At 46.7% G+C, this 13,145-nt stretch carries 16 protein-coding genes; 7 read left to right on the top strand and 9 right to left on the bottom strand.

Going from position 1 to position 13,145, the window contains the following annotated elements; translation table 11 throughout:
• Positions 1 to 5: 5 nt before the first annotated feature.
• Both rfaP and QJR74_RS15025 read right to left on the bottom strand, forming a co-directional pair.
• Complete coding sequence (gene rfaP, locus QJR74_RS15030) at positions 6 to 803, bottom strand: lipopolysaccharide core heptose(I) kinase RfaP (protein ID WP_304372604.1); 798 nt, start codon at positions 801 to 803, stop codon at positions 6 to 8.
• Positions 778 to 1,923 (bottom strand): glycosyltransferase family 4 protein, encoded by a 1,146-nt coding sequence (locus QJR74_RS15025; RefSeq protein WP_304372603.1) that lies wholly within the window; start codon positions 1,921 to 1,923, stop codon positions 778 to 780. Before QJR74_RS15025 ends, rfaP begins: the two co-directional genes overlap by 26 nt.
• 363 nt (positions 1,924 to 2,286) lie before the next feature.
• Here QJR74_RS15025 and waaA point away from each other — a divergent pair, with 363 nt between their 5' ends.
• The gene (gene waaA / locus QJR74_RS15020) at positions 2,287 to 3,564 is read left to right on the top strand and encodes a lipid IV(A) 3-deoxy-D-manno-octulosonic acid transferase (protein WP_304372602.1); all 1,278 of its coding nucleotides are present in this window, start codon (positions 2,287 to 2,289) and stop codon (positions 3,562 to 3,564) included.
• Positions 3,565 to 3,572: 8 nt separating this feature from the next.
• Entirely contained in the window at positions 3,573 to 4,058 is a 486-nt protein-coding gene (gene coaD / locus QJR74_RS15015) for a pantetheine-phosphate adenylyltransferase (protein ID WP_304372601.1), read from the top strand.
• Here the strand turns inward: coaD and mutM are convergent.
• The 4 genes from mutM to radC form a co-directional block, all read right to left on the bottom strand.
• The gene (gene mutM, locus QJR74_RS15010; protein WP_304372600.1) at positions 4,055 to 4,864 is read right to left on the bottom strand and encodes a bifunctional DNA-formamidopyrimidine glycosylase/DNA-(apurinic or apyrimidinic site) lyase; all 810 of its coding nucleotides are present in this window, start codon (positions 4,862 to 4,864) and stop codon (positions 4,055 to 4,057) included. The two genes, coaD and mutM, sit on opposite strands and share 4 nt — an antisense overlap.
• A gap of 65 nt (positions 4,865 to 4,929) precedes the next feature.
• Positions 4,930 to 5,097, bottom strand: coding sequence for a 50S ribosomal protein L33 (rpmG, locus tag QJR74_RS15005; RefSeq protein ID WP_048913020.1), 168 nt, complete (start codon positions 5,095 to 5,097; stop codon positions 4,930 to 4,932).
• Between the two features lie 11 nt (positions 5,098 to 5,108).
• A complete protein-coding gene (gene rpmB, locus QJR74_RS15000; RefSeq protein WP_048913021.1) occupies positions 5,109 to 5,345 on the bottom strand; it encodes a 50S ribosomal protein L28 in 237 nt (78 codons plus the stop codon).
• 261 nt (positions 5,346 to 5,606) lie between these two features.
• Entirely contained in the window at positions 5,607 to 6,260 is a 654-nt protein-coding gene (radC, locus tag QJR74_RS14995) for a RadC family protein (RefSeq protein ID WP_304372599.1), read from the bottom strand.
• A 235-nt stretch (positions 6,261 to 6,495) separates the two neighbouring features.
• Here radC and coaBC point away from each other — a divergent pair, with 235 nt between their 5' ends.
• The 3 genes from coaBC (at position 6,496) to slmA (ending at position 8,827) form a co-directional block, all read left to right on the top strand.
• On the top strand, positions 6,496 to 7,713 hold the full coding sequence (gene coaBC, locus QJR74_RS14990; protein WP_304372598.1) for a bifunctional phosphopantothenoylcysteine decarboxylase/phosphopantothenate--cysteine ligase CoaBC: 1,218 nt from the start codon (positions 6,496 to 6,498) through the stop codon (positions 7,711 to 7,713).
• Positions 7,694 to 8,149, top strand: a complete 456-nt coding sequence (gene dut / locus QJR74_RS14985) for a dUTP diphosphatase (protein ID WP_304372597.1) — start codon at positions 7,694 to 7,696, stop codon at positions 8,147 to 8,149. Before coaBC ends, dut begins: the two co-directional genes overlap by 20 nt.
• 81 nt (positions 8,150 to 8,230) lie before the next feature.
• Positions 8,231 to 8,827, top strand: coding sequence for a nucleoid occlusion factor SlmA (slmA, locus tag QJR74_RS14980; RefSeq protein ID WP_099823326.1), 597 nt, complete (start codon positions 8,231 to 8,233; stop codon positions 8,825 to 8,827).
• Positions 8,828 to 8,865: 38 nt separating this feature from the next.
• On the opposite strand, the gene pyrE is transcribed toward slmA, so the two are convergent.
• Both pyrE and rph read right to left on the bottom strand, forming a co-directional pair.
• Entirely contained in the window at positions 8,866 to 9,507 is a 642-nt protein-coding gene (gene pyrE / locus QJR74_RS14975) for an orotate phosphoribosyltransferase (RefSeq protein ID WP_304372596.1), read from the bottom strand.
• Positions 9,508 to 9,554: 47 nt separating this feature from the next.
• Entirely contained in the window at positions 9,555 to 10,271 is a 717-nt protein-coding gene (gene rph / locus QJR74_RS14970; protein ID WP_099823133.1) for a ribonuclease PH, read from the bottom strand.
• 149 nt (positions 10,272 to 10,420) lie between these two features.
• Between rph and QJR74_RS14965 the strand changes: the two genes are divergently transcribed.
• Complete coding sequence (locus QJR74_RS14965; protein ID WP_304372595.1) at positions 10,421 to 11,605, top strand: NupC/NupG family nucleoside CNT transporter; 1,185 nt, start codon at positions 10,421 to 10,423, stop codon at positions 11,603 to 11,605.
• A 32-nt stretch (positions 11,606 to 11,637) separates the two neighbouring features.
• Here QJR74_RS14965 and QJR74_RS14960 read toward each other — a convergent pair whose 3' ends face one another.
• Positions 11,638 to 12,054 carry a DUF3574 domain-containing protein gene (locus QJR74_RS14960; protein WP_304372594.1) on the bottom strand — a complete coding sequence of 139 codons (417 nt, stop codon included), beginning with the start codon at positions 12,052 to 12,054 and terminating at the stop codon, positions 11,638 to 11,640.
• A gap of 138 nt (positions 12,055 to 12,192) precedes the next feature.
• Here QJR74_RS14960 and QJR74_RS14955 point away from each other — a divergent pair, with 138 nt between their 5' ends.
• A complete protein-coding gene (locus QJR74_RS14955; RefSeq protein WP_304372593.1) occupies positions 12,193 to 13,056 on the top strand; it encodes a YicC/YloC family endoribonuclease in 864 nt (287 codons plus the stop codon).
• The last annotated feature ends 89 nt before the right edge of the window (positions 13,057 to 13,145 follow it).

The following is a 13,145-nucleotide window of genomic DNA, read 5'->3' as shown; positions in this document are numbered from 1 at the left end:
TTCCTTCAGAGATTCTTTCTTAGCGTTCGCTGTTTAATTTTTTCCGCTTTCTGCTGAGCGCGCCGTATCAAACGGCCCTCTTCTCGGAAAACCTCTCGTACTGGGTAAGAAAAGTACTCAGTTAAAAAATAGCAATAGTCTCGTAAAGAGAGTGCCAAAGGGAAACTTGAGTAATAGAGCGCAATCAAATCTTTATCTCGCCAACGTACTGGCATTTTTTTCCATATCTGTGCGCGATGCAGATCGATCACCGACAGTTTCGGCTTGCTTTGATCGGCATCATAAGGAAGTGCCAAGAGGAAATGGCAAATATAACAATCCCGATGATTAAGACCGGAACGGTGCATCGCTGCAACGGTTCGCGCTAATTGTTTGATCAGTGCTCGCTTCACATGATACAACGGCGGCTGAGTCGCCCAATTTGCACAATAATCTTCTAAGCTTATTGCCGGGTTTAAATCTTTTGTGATGATGAAAGATTCACGTTCAAGGGGGTTCCAATGACGCTGTCCGTATCCATAGCAGGTCATGGTCGGGACGTCGACCTTGTGGAGATGCTGAATAGCCAACCACTCATTTTTCGCACCTAGCACCGGTAAACGCAGCGTAATCAGATTTTTTAGTACCTCTTTTAGCGCTGTGCCGCGGTGATATTTTACAAAATAGCTTTCTCCAGCAAAATCAAAACGCATTGTTTTTCTGGCTTCTACTTGCCGAAATGTCTCACCTTGTAGTGCCAAAATTTCTGCATAAGGATCACTGTGCAGCCATGCCTGCTTAAAAGGCGGTTCGAGTTGCAGCATCTTTTACTCTCTTTTCAATAATATCTGCGGCTTGCTCTGGTAAACGATAAACATCGTGTTGTTCACAATACGCCAACGCTGCCTGTGACCATAATGCCAACTGGTTGGTGTTTTGTAAGGAGGTAGCTAGAGTTTGATTGAATATCTTTTGATTAAAAGGCTCACCGATTACTTTTCCGTTCCCGGCAGCAGCGAGGTAAGGCGCATTACCACAAACTTCGGTACAGATAACAGGTAACCCTGAGGCTAAAGCTTCAATAAGGACAATCCCTGCAGCTTCCTGATGAGCCGGATGAAGAAGTAGATCCGCAGCAGCCATTAATTGGGGAATATCGTCTCTACCTTGATGGAAGTGGACTCGAGTGGCAATTCCCAGTTTTTCGGCATAATGTCGATAACTCACCGCATTATCTGCACCCACTACCCAAAAAGTCACCTTATCTTTGGTCGATAAAGGTAACGCGGCAATAGCTTCAAGGCTCCGCTTGACACCCTTGCGCCGAAAATCGGATCCGACTTGTAGTAAGAAAAATTCATCGCTCGCCAGGCCAAGTTGCTGACGGGTTTTCTCACGATAGCTATCCCGTTGCTGCGACGAATATAACTGTGGATCAATACCAGGTGACAGTAGATGGAATCGTTCCGCAGGTGTTTGATAAAATTTACTGAAATCAGTTTGCTGCTGAGGCGTTAGTACGAGTATTTCGGTATTTGAACACGTCGAAAACACGGCGCTCTCGGCCTGAGAATAACTACGATAACGAGGGGTAAGTTTATAAAAGAACCCTTTTTCTTTCGCCGTTTTTGCAGCATAACAAACATCTGCGGCGAAATAGATATCTAAACCTGCCATTTTATTAAAACCGACTAAAACATCGTCAGGGTGTGACCGCCGATAATCCGCAATCCAACGGCTAAAAAAGTGATTTCGGGCATGGTTGGATGATCCTTGTTTCGGCACAATGACTATTTCAAACCCTGGGCACTTTTCTCCTTGCCATTCAAACGTATAGACAATGATTTGATGCCCACGTCGCTGGCAAGCTAACGCAATACGCTTAAAATCCCGTTGCTGGCCACCGTAAGGGAAGTATTTATGTAAGCAAAAGGCTATTTTCACGTAAACGTCCTCTCTAAGGGGCTTTGATGGTCGGCGATTTCATACCTTGACACGCTGGTACTCATTATTAATTCGGATGCCAGGCAGCAATTAGGTAAATTCACCTTACTTCCGATTATCCCAATGATCATAATAAAAGGACGATAATGGGTAAGAAGGCCCGGTTAATCTCCCGAGTTTACACTAATTAGGACAATGAGTGGGGGCTATTCGAGCGATGATAAGGCCCAAATATCTTGATGAAGTAAGCAAAACCCCCTGCGGTAAACAGATAAGTCTGAAGGTGTAGGGGTAATGTGAGAACCCGTTTTTTCTGATAATATCGACGCCTTAATTCCATCTTTCAGGCCAACCGATAACATAATGCTGACTGCCGTTTATACCCTTTTACTTTATCTCATCCAACCACTGATTTGGATTAGACTTTGGCACCGTGGTAAAAAACTGCCAGGATATCGTTTACGCTGGAAAGAGCGTTACGGTTATTGCAAAGGAAAAGTGGTGCCCGGCGGTATTGTTCTACATTCGGTCTCTGTTGGAGAAACACTTGCGGCAATCCCCTTGGTGAGGGCACTACAGTATCAATACCCTGATATACCAATCACTGTCACCACCATGACACCGACGGGATCTGAACGAGCGCAATCAGCGTTTGGTAAAAATGTCTCACATGTCTACCTTCCTTATGACCTTCCTAGCGCTATTAATCGCTTTTTAGATACTGCTGCACCGCGTTTGATGATCATTATGGAAACCGAACTCTGGCCAAATATTATTCATATCCTTCATCGCCGCCATATCCCGTTAATTATTGCCAATGCACGTTTATCAGAACGCTCGGCTAAACGTTATCAAAAAATCGGGAACGAACTCGCAGAGCTGTTACAGAAAATCAGCTGTATTGCGGCACAAAATAGTGAAGATGCTGAGCGATTCAAAGCATTAGGAGCGAAACCGGAACAAGTGGCGGTGACGGGAAGTTTGAAGTTTGATATCTCGGTTACCCCTGAATTGGCCGCAAGGGCGGTCGCATTACGTCGTCAATGGGCACCACATCGCCCAGTATGGATCGCCGCCAGCACCCATGAAGGTGAAGAACGTATTATTCTAGAGACACATCGCCAATTACTCGAGCAATTCCCTACTTTATTACTGATTTTAGTACCTCGTCATCCAGAGCGATTTCAATCGGTGAAAGAACTTGCCGAGAAATTGGCATTCGAACCGCTGATGCGCAGCAATAATCAGGTTCCCAGCGCGACGACACAAGTTTTAATCGGCGATACGATGGGTGAACTGATGCTACTTTATGGAATCGCCGATATAGCCTTTGTCGGTGGTAGCTTAGTGGAACGCGGTGGACATAATCCTTTGGAGCCCTCTGCCCACGCTATCCCCGTGATCATGGGGCCTCATATCTGGAATTTTAAAGATATTTGCGGGCGTCTTGAGCAAGCTCAAGGATTAATCACTGCGGCTGATCAGGCTGCGTTGTACCATGAAATGGTACAACTGCTTACGGATAGTGATTTACGTAAATATTATGGCCTACATGCGGTGGATGTTTTGCATCAGAACCAAGGTGCTCTGCAACAATTACTGCATATTGTCGAACCCTATCTTAACGCTCAATCTCATTAGGAGTGTGTATGTCAGTTGTGGCCATTTATCCAGGAACCTTTGACCCACTCACGCTTGGGCATTTAGATATCATAAAACGTAGTGCAGGGCTCTTTGAGCGGCTAATTGTCGCTATCGCACTGAATCCAAGTAAAAAACCGCTTTTCAGTCTTGAAGAGCGGGTGACTTTGGCAACGCACGCGACGGCGAATTTACCCAATGTTGAGGTGATTGGGTTTGATAGCCTTCTAGCACAGCTTGCAGAGCAACACCGTGCCACCGTGTTAATTCGTGGTGTTCGTTCGGTTTCTGATTTTGATTACGAGCGTCAACTCGCTCAAGCTAATCAACAGCTCAACCCACTACTTGAAACGATATTTATGACCCCGAACGAGCATTATGCTTTCCTCTCTTCCACTATCGTTAAGGAAGTGGCACGCCACCAAGGCAGTATCGACGGTTTTGTTACCCCTGCGATCCAACACGCCGTGCTCGCTAAATTCCACGCAAACTAGTGCTGGCAGTTTGGGCACCAGTAGGTGCTGCGTTGAGCATGTCGGCCAGACATAATAGGGGTGCCACAGTGCAAACACGGTTCACCGGCACGCCCATATACATTGAGCTGTTGAGCAAAATAACCGGGTTTACCATCAGTTTGTAAAAAGTCACGCAAGGTGGTTCCCCCTTGTTCAATCGATCGCTGTAATACCGCCTTAATCGAAGCGACTAACTTTTCACTCTCTGCGTGGTTTAAACCGCTTGCTGGACGATCAGGATGGATACCGGCTTGGAAAAGCGACTCACTGGCATAGATGTTACCGACTCCCACGACCAATTTGTTATCCATTAACCAAGGTTTTATCGCTATTTTTTTGCTGGCCGATTTTTCAAGGAGCCACTCAGCGTTAAATACCTCACTCAAGGGTTCTGGTCCGAGGTGGCGTAAAACACGACTCTGAGTGAGGTCGGTTTCCCATAACCATGCGCCGAAACGTCGCGGATCGGTATAACGTAACGTTTTACCATTACTGAAAACTAAATCGACGTGGTCATGTTTTTCAGGAGGAGTTTCTTCACTCAAAATACGTAAGCGGCCTGACATCCCAAGATGGATAATAATCCAGCCATGCTTCAGTTCAAGCAGTAGGTATTTTGCCCGTCGCGTTAAGCTTAAGACCTTCTCATCACTAAGCTGATAAATCTCTTCGGACACTGGCCAGCGAAGCTGTGGGTGCCTCACAATAGCATGCAGCAAGGTTTCACCTACAATATGCGGTGCGATACCTCGTCTACTGGTCTCGACTTCAGGTAATTCAGGCATCAGGTACTCCCCCTTAAAAACAAAAAACCCGACCATAGGGCCGGGTTTTTATAAGAATACTAAAATTATTTAATTTTAGCTTCTTTATAAAGCACGTGCTCACGAACAACTGGATCAAACTTCTTAAGTTCCAGTTTTTCTGGCTTAGTGCGCTTGTTCTTCGTAGTGGTATAGAAGTGACCTGTACCAGCAGAGGAAACTAGCTTGATCTTCTCACGAATACCTTTAGCCATGATTCAGTTCCTTAGTACTTCTCACCGCGGGTACGCATGTCTGCTAACACAGCATCAATACCCTTTTTATCGATTACACGCATACCTTTAGCAGATACACGCAAAGTAACAAAACGCTTCTCACTCTCAACCCAGAAACGGTGTGAGTGTAAGTTCGGAAGAAAACGGCGTTTCGTCGCGTTCATTGCGTGGGAACGGTTGTTACCCGTTACCGGACGCTTGCCAGTTACTTGGCAGACTCGTGACATGTCATATCTCCAAAAATCAAAATCAGCTCGAGCTTTTCACTTAGGTTTTGGCCGCCTCGTCAGGCTTTTAACCTATCCAGGCGAGTTCAATGTGAACCCGCTGAGCAGGCCTAAACGCCAAACCCGAGATTCTCAAAGGTGGCGTAGTATACGCCCTGTCGGCCTAGTGCTCAAGACCCGAACAGATAAAGATCTCTTTGGATCGATGAAAAAGTACACTTTTTCGATTAATTGTCTTTTTTTTAACCTAATTTTTCAAGGTTATAGCCACCCATGTTGGGCGAATGAAAAAAATTCACCTCGTCCTATAACAAAGTGGTCAAGGACTGAAATATTGAATAATCGACAAGCTTTTTGAATTTGCTGAGTGATTTTTTTATCCGCTTCACTTGGTTTTGCCACACCTGAAGGGTGATTATGGGCCAAAATAATCGCGGCAGCATTATAGCGTAAAGCTTCTTTGACAACTTCTCGAGGATGCACTTCGACACTATTAATGGTTCCTTGAAACATAGTTTGTGCTTCAAGCACCCGATGACGATTATCGAGGAAAATGACTTGAAACACTTCACGCTCTAAATGAGCCAGCTGGCTAACCAAATAATAATAAGCCTCACTCGGGTCAGAGATACTCTCTTGGCAAAGTAGCTGTTCTTGGTAAAAACGCTTACCCAGTTCTGCTATCGCATAAATCTGACTTAATTTTGATTGCCCTATACCTTTTATTGCGGCGTATTGCTCTTGGCTAGCGCTCATCACCGCTTGTAAGCTGCCGAAATGTGACAAAATATACTGCGCGAAATCCAGTACAGGCATTCCTGACCTGCCGGTACGCAAGAATATTGCCAAAAGCTCCCCATTGGTCAACGCCGCTGCGCCACAGGTTAAAAGCTTTTCCCTCGGTTTTTCGATCATGACTCGTCCTCCACTCTCTCCTCACAGACAATAATTTAGGCAATGACTGTTTATATTTACAGTGGTAGAGTTATGGTTTTCGAGTCGTCTCTCATTTTTTAATCTCGATAATAATAGATCCGCAATAAATCAATGATAATCAAAGGGATGAGCATGAATATTAGGATGATGTTGCTTTGTGGTACCATACACCCCTTACTTTTAGACCGTTTGACCTTATGCAATGGGACATCTTATGAGTAGCCTGACGAATAAACGTATCCTTCTTGGAGTCAGTGGGGGGATTGCCGCCTATAAAACACCGGATTTAGTACGACGGTTACGTGAACAAGGCGCTGAGGTAAGAGTAATGATGACCCATGCGGCTGAAGCTTTCATTACCCCATTGAGCCTGCAAGCCGTCAGCGGTTATCCGGTCGCGACTGATTTACTCGATCCACAGGCTGAAGCGGCGATGGGCCATATTGAGCTCGCCAAATGGGCGGATTTAGTCATTATAGCTCCTGCCTCAGCAGATCTTATTGCGCGTATCGCCCAAGGGATGGCAAACGATATTGTCACCACAACTTGCTTAGCGACTGCAGCCCCTATCGCTATAGTCCCTGCCATGAACCAGCAAATGTATCGCTCAACATTGACCGCTAGTAATTTAGCCAAACTTCATGAGCATCGCTTCATGGTGTGGGGGCCTGATCATGGCCACCAAGCCTGTGGCGATATTGGCCCAGGTCGTATGCTAGACCCTCTGGTCATTGTTGAGCACGCAATTGCTTGGCACCACAGCCAACACGATCTCGCGCATCTCAATATTATGATTACTGCTGGTCCGACTCGAGAGGCTTTGGATCCCGTTCGCTATATCAGTAATAAAAGCTCAGGAAAAATGGGATTTGCTATCGCTCAAGCCGCCGCCGCACGTGGTGCGAAAGTGACATTAGTCAGTGGACCGGTTGATCTGGCTACCCCTGCGGCGGCCATTCGTCGAGACGTGGTCTCCGCTGAAGAGATGCATAATGCAGTGATGGCAGAGATCACCGAGCAACATATTTTTATCGGCTGTGCGGCAGTCGCCGATTACCGCGCGGTCAATATTGCAGCAGAAAAAATAAAAAAAACCGCTGATTGCAATGAAATTACGCTGCAACTCGTTAAAAACCCTGACATTGTTGCAGGGGTTGCTGCGCTTCCTTCCCCCAAACCTTTTGTGGTTGGATTTGCGGCAGAAACCCAGAATGTGGAAGAATACGCCCGACAAAAAAGAGAACGTAAAAACCTCGACTTGATTTGTGCCAATAATGTCTCGGGCACCGCTCAAGGTTTCGATAGTGATAATAATGCCCTTCACCTTTTCTGGCAGGAGGGAGAAAAACAGTTACCGCTGTGTAACAAACAACTCCTTGGCCAGCAATTATTAGACGAGATAGTCAACCTCTATGAAAAAGATCGACATTAAGATTCTTGACCCACGTGTAGGTAAAGAGTTTCCTTTGCCCACCTACGCGACTCCTGGCTCAGCGGGTCTCGATTTACGCGCCTGTACTGATGGATCGGTAACCCTTGATGCGGGCAGTACTACACTCATCCCAACCGGCCTAGCGATACATGTTGCCGACCCACAGTTAGCGGCGGTCATTCTGCCTCGTTCTGGTTTAGGGCATAAGCACGGTATCGTTTTAGGTAATCTGGTCGGCTTAATCGATTCTGATTACCAAGGACAATTGATGGTGTCGGTATGGAACCGAAGCGAACAGCCTTTCGTTATTGAAGCCGGTGATCGCATTGCACAATTAGTTTTCGTGCCAGTGGTTCAAGCTGAATTTTCTCTTGTTGAAGAATTCACACAGACTGAACGTGGTGAAGGCGGATTCGGGCACTCTGGTCGTCAGTAATATAGCCCCTTTAGATAACTTATTTCTGAGATGACCCCAGCTTTGGGGTTATTCATTAGGATTTTTAGGATGGTTAAAGGCATGGCAGAGAAAAAAAACGCGCGGGGCAACCGACGTGAAGAGATCTTACAAGCATTGGCTCATATGTTGGAGTCAGGTGATGGCAGTCAACGCATCACCACCGCGAAATTAGCCGCGAATGTAGGGGTATCAGAAGCTGCACTTTATCGACACTTTCCTAGTAAAACTAAGATGTTCGATAGTCTCATCGAGTTTATTGAAGATAGCCTTATTACTCGAATCAACTCGATTCTTAATGATGAAAAAGACACCTTGCTACGCCTCAAACTGATCGTACAGCTTATTCTGGGATTCGGGGAAAGAAATCCTGGCCTAACACGTATCATGACCGGTCATGCATTAATGTTCGAACAGGATCGTTTGCAAGGTAGAATCAATCAGCTTTTCGAACGTATTGAAGTCCAATTACGCCAAGTCATGAAAGAGAAGAAAATGCGCGATGGCGAAGGTTTTCAGTGTGATGAAACACTACTCGCCAGCCAAGTAATTGCTTTCTGTGAAGGGCTACTTTCTCGTTATGTGCGCTCAGAATTTCGCTTTAAACCTACCGCGAACTTCGATCAGCGTTGGCCTTTATTGGCTACACAACTCCAGTAGCGCAATAAAGATAGCGGGGGATCGCCCCGCTATTGCTATTAAATACCGTACTGCTCACGATAAGCTTTTACCGCCTCTAAGGCTTCCGCCATAGTAGGTTGCTCTTCAAGATAGCTAATCAGATCTTTTAGCGTAATGATCGAAATAACTCGACACTGGTAATCACGCTCCACTTCTTGAATCGCCGAAATCGCTTCGCGTCCGCGCTCTTGACGATCTAATGAGATCAAGACCCCCGCCAACGTAGCATGGTGTGCCGTGATGATTTCCATCGACTCCCGAATTGCTGTCCCAGCTGTAATAACATCATCGACTAACATCACTCGGCCTTCAAGCGGACTACCGACGAGTAATCCCCCTTCGCCATGGTCTTTCGCTTCCTTACGATTGAAGCAATAAGGCAGGTCGCGTTGGTGATGGTCCGCCAATGCCACTGCGGTGGTGGTGGCAATCGGTATCCCTTTATAAGCCGGCCCGAACAGTAAATCGAAATCGATTCCTGAATCGACTAACGCCTGTGCGTAGAAACGTCCAAGCTGTGCTAAATCGCGCCCGGTATTAAAGAGACCAGCATTGAAAAAGTACGGGCTTTTACGTCCGGATTTTAAAGTGAACTCGCCGAACTTTAGTACTTGCTTACTAATAGCAAACTCGATGAATTCACGTTGCCACGCTTTCATTATCTTTTCCCCATAAAAAAGCGACCGCTTGGGTCGCTTGATTGATGTTATTGAGCCAGTGCGGCTTTCTGCGCAGCCACTAACTCGTTGATACCTTCTTTGGCTAGCGCCAGTAATGCAAGCAGCTCTTCATGGCTAAAGGGCTCACCTTCTGCCGTCCCTTGTACTTCGATCATTCGGCCGTCTTCAAGCATAACGACATTCATATCGGTATCGGCTGCAGAATCCTCGACATACTCGAGATCGCAACGGGCTTCACCCTCAACGACGCCAACAGAAATGGCCGCGACCATCCCTTTCATTGGGTTTTTGGCCAATTTACCTTTAGCAACTAGAGCATTTAAGGCATCTGCTAGGGCCACGCAAGCGCCGGTGATCGAAGCAGTACGCGTGCCGCCATCTGCTTGGATAACGTCACAATCGAGGGTGATGGTGTATTCGCCTAGTGCTTTTAAGTCCACCGCGGCACGCAGAGAGCGCGCAATAAGACGTTGAATTTCTAGCGTACGCCCACCTTGTTTACCTTTGGCCGCTTCACGCGGCATGCGGCTATGCGTCGAGCGCGGTAACATTCCGTACTCTGCAGTCACCCACCCTTGGCCTTGTCCTTTTAAGAAGCGAGGGACGCCTTCTTCGACAGTGGCGTTGCAGAGAACTTTCGTTTCTCCGAACTCGACGAGTACCGACCCTTCGGCATGTTTAGTGTAATGACGCGTGAGCGTGACTGGACGGACTTGCTGTGCACTACGGCCTGCTGGACGCATAAATTCTCTCCGACTACGGTGGATAACGCTGCACAGTATACGGATTTCACCATTCAGTGTCTTGTTAGTGGGAAGAATTGCCGAGATTACAGATGAAAAAATTTACTCACTATGGCTAAATATTACTCTTTCGCCAATGAAACTGAGCTATGTTGACCTTACTACATTTTATCCTCGCCCTTGCCGTGATTGGACTACTGGCGTTTCTCGTCAGCCATGATCGTCAACAGATTCGAATACGTTTCCTCTTACAACTGCTAATTATTGAGGGCGCTATTGGCTGGTTTTGCTTACATTCGTCGGCGGGATTAGCCTTAGTCGGTGGCGTCAGTGGATTTTTTGAAGCCTTACTCGGCTTTGCCGCTCAAGGTACAGATTTTGTTTTTGGCGGTCTTCATCAACAAGGGCTGGCGTTCGTTTTTCTCGGTGTATTATGCCCGATTATCTTTATTTCAGCATTAATTGGTATTTTGCAGCATTGGAAGATTTTACCGCTATTAATACGGATTATCGGCACCTTGCTGTCTAAAGTGAATGGGATGGGAAAACTTGAATCCTTTAATGCTGTGAGTACCTTAATTTTGGGGCAGTCTGAGAACTTTATCGCCTATAAAGGTATCCTGGCTGATATCCCACCGAAACGCCTCTACACCATGGCGGCGACCGCCATGTCGACGGTGTCACTCTCGATTGTTGGCGCCTATATGTCGATGATTGATGCGCGCTATGTCGTGACCGCATTACTTCTGAATATGTTCAGTACCTTCATCATTTTGTCGATTATTAATCCGACACGCCAGCAAGACGATGCACCGATTTCGCTAGAAAAGCTTCATGAAAAACAGAGCTTTTTCGAAATGTTAGGGGAATATATTCTGGCCGGTTTCAAAGTGGCGATGATCATTCTCGCCATGCTTATTGGCTTTATCGCCTTAATTAGCGCAATTAACGCCTTGTTCTCCGTGCTATTCGGTTACAGTTTCCAACAGTTACTTGGCTATCTGTTTTCTCCTCTTGCTTGGTTAGTCGGTATCCCTAAGCAGGATGCATTAAGAGCAGGAAGTATTATGGCGACCAAACTGGTCTCGAACGAATTTGTGGCGATGATTGATCTCCAAAAGATAGCTGGAGAGTTTACGGCCAAAGGCCTGGGTGTTTTGTCGATTTTCTTGGTCTCGTTTGCCAACTTTGCCTCCATCGGTATTGTTGCAGGAGCGGTGAAAGGCCTCAACGAAAAACAAGGGAATATTGTTTCTCGTTATGGTTGGAAACTGGTGTATGGCTCAACATTAGTGAGCCTTCTGTCAGCCACCTTCGCAAGCCTGTTCCTTTAAGCTAAAGCGGGCGCACGGGTTGCGCCCAACATCTAGAAGGCAACACATACAGGTTGGTCGATGCGCATGACCGACTCTTGAGCAAAAAGTTGTTGATAGCGGGTTCGAATACGATCGATCGCTTGTGACTTCTCTTTGCTTGCGGGATAAATCAGTAATACTCCACGACTATTTTCGCTGACACGCACACCGTCGTTTCCTAGCCACTGACCTCTCGCCTCTACTACTGATAATCCCTGTGGAAAGGCGGGAGTGATCACTTGGTCAACAAAGTGTTGCCACTGTTGCGTTGAAATGGACTGTCCATCTGGTTTGCTGAGACCAAACCAGAGCTGAGTTTGTTGCATGGCGCTTCCCACCTGACAAGATGCACTATCCGGCTGCCGCGACTGGCAGCCTGCGAGGAGTAATCCACTGGTCAATAATAATGAATAGACTGAGATTTTCATCTTTGTTCCTTCTCTGATACGCGAGCGCCTATCCTAAGGGGTAATGAGCCGTATAGCCATCGACTTACAGACTGCGCTGTTTTCACAGCGCCTGGGCGGCTATACTCACCGGTAAATTGACCAAAATGAGTAATCACTATGATCCGCAGTATGACCGCTTTTGCACGCCACGATATGAAAGGAGAATGGGGCAACGCCAGCTGGGAGCTACGCTCAGTTAACCAACGTTACCTTGAAACCTATATTCGCCTTCCTGAGCAATTTCGTAGTTTGGAGCCGGTTATTCGCGATCGTATTCGCCAGCGTTTAACCCGAGGTAAGGTCGAATGCCAGCTTCGTTTTGAACCGAACCCCGGTGCGCAAGGCGAATTATCCTTAAACCAGACATTAGCGCAGCAAGTGATCAACGCCGCAAACTGGGTAAAATGTCAAACCGATGAAGGGTCGATTAATCCTGTCGATATCCTCCGTTGGCCAGGTGTGATGAGCGCGGGCGAGCAAGATTTAGACGCCATTAATCAACAGCTTATGGTAGGACTTGACCAAGCATTGAATGCATTTGTTGAGGCGAGAGAAACGGAAGGTGCCGCACTAAAGCAACTGATCGAACAGCGGCTAGCGGCAGTCAGTCACGAAGTCGCTACCGTCAGAACAGAGATGCCTGCTGTGCTCGTTTGGCAGCGTGAGCGACTGGTCAGTAAACTGGACGATGCCGCGATTCAGGTCGATACGCAACGACTTGAACAAGAGCTGATCATGTTGGCACAGCGTATTGATGTTGCCGAGGAGCTGGACCGTCTCGACGCGCATATCAAAGAAACCTACAATATTCTTAAGAAAAAAGAAGCCGTCGGCCGCCGTTTGGATTTTATGATGCAAGAATTCAACCGAGAGTCGAATACGCTTGCGTCCAAATCAATCAATGCAACCATTACGACTTCGGCGATTGAGTTAAAAGTGTTGATCGAACAGATGCGTGAGCAGATTCAGAATATTGAGTAAACACTTAAAAAGAATCACCTACCCGCACAAAATCCTCATAAGCCGCGCACTGTCGCGGTTTTTTATTATCGCCAGCATCATAAAGACGC

The organism is Tatumella ptyseos (genome assembly GCF_030552895.1).
GTDB lineage: Bacteria > Pseudomonadota > Gammaproteobacteria > Enterobacterales > Enterobacteriaceae > Rosenbergiella > Rosenbergiella ptyseos_A.
Note: the sequence above shows the minus strand (reverse complement) of the source record. Positions and strands in the feature narration are given on the sequence as shown.

Coding starts and splice junctions, on each gene's coding strand:
- slmA (WP_099823326.1), top strand. CDS start 8,231: ATGGCAGAGAAAAAAAACGCGCGGGGCAACCGACGTGAAGAGATCTTA.
- pyrE (WP_304372596.1), bottom strand. CDS start 9,507: ATGAAAGCGTGGCAACGTGAATTCATCGAGTTTGCTATTAGTAAGCAA.
- mutM (WP_304372600.1), bottom strand. CDS start 4,864: ATGCCTGAATTACCTGAAGTCGAGACCAGTAGACGAGGTATCGCACCG.
- radC (WP_304372599.1), bottom strand. CDS start 6,260: ATGATCGAAAAACCGAGGGAAAAGCTTTTAACCTGTGGCGCAGCGGCG.
- dut (WP_304372597.1), top strand. CDS start 7,694: ATGAAAAAGATCGACATTAAGATTCTTGACCCACGTGTAGGTAAAGAG.
- QJR74_RS14960 (WP_304372594.1), bottom strand. CDS start 12,054: ATGAAAATCTCAGTCTATTCATTATTATTGACCAGTGGATTACTCCTC.
- waaA (WP_304372602.1), top strand. CDS start 2,287: ATGCTGACTGCCGTTTATACCCTTTTACTTTATCTCATCCAACCACTG.
- coaD (WP_304372601.1), top strand. CDS start 3,573: ATGTCAGTTGTGGCCATTTATCCAGGAACCTTTGACCCACTCACGCTT.
- coaBC (WP_304372598.1), top strand. CDS start 6,496: ATGAGTAGCCTGACGAATAAACGTATCCTTCTTGGAGTCAGTGGGGGG.
- QJR74_RS14965 (WP_304372595.1), top strand. CDS start 10,421: ATGTTGACCTTACTACATTTTATCCTCGCCCTTGCCGTGATTGGACTA.
- rph (WP_099823133.1), bottom strand. CDS start 10,271: ATGCGTCCAGCAGGCCGTAGTGCACAGCAAGTCCGTCCAGTCACGCTC.
- QJR74_RS14955 (WP_304372593.1), top strand. CDS start 12,193: ATGATCCGCAGTATGACCGCTTTTGCACGCCACGATATGAAAGGAGAA.
- rpmB (WP_048913021.1), bottom strand. CDS start 5,345: ATGTCACGAGTCTGCCAAGTAACTGGCAAGCGTCCGGTAACGGGTAAC.
- rfaP (WP_304372604.1), bottom strand. CDS start 803: ATGCTGCAACTCGAACCGCCTTTTAAGCAGGCATGGCTGCACAGTGAT.
- rpmG (WP_048913020.1), bottom strand. CDS start 5,097: ATGGCTAAAGGTATTCGTGAGAAGATCAAGCTAGTTTCCTCTGCTGGT.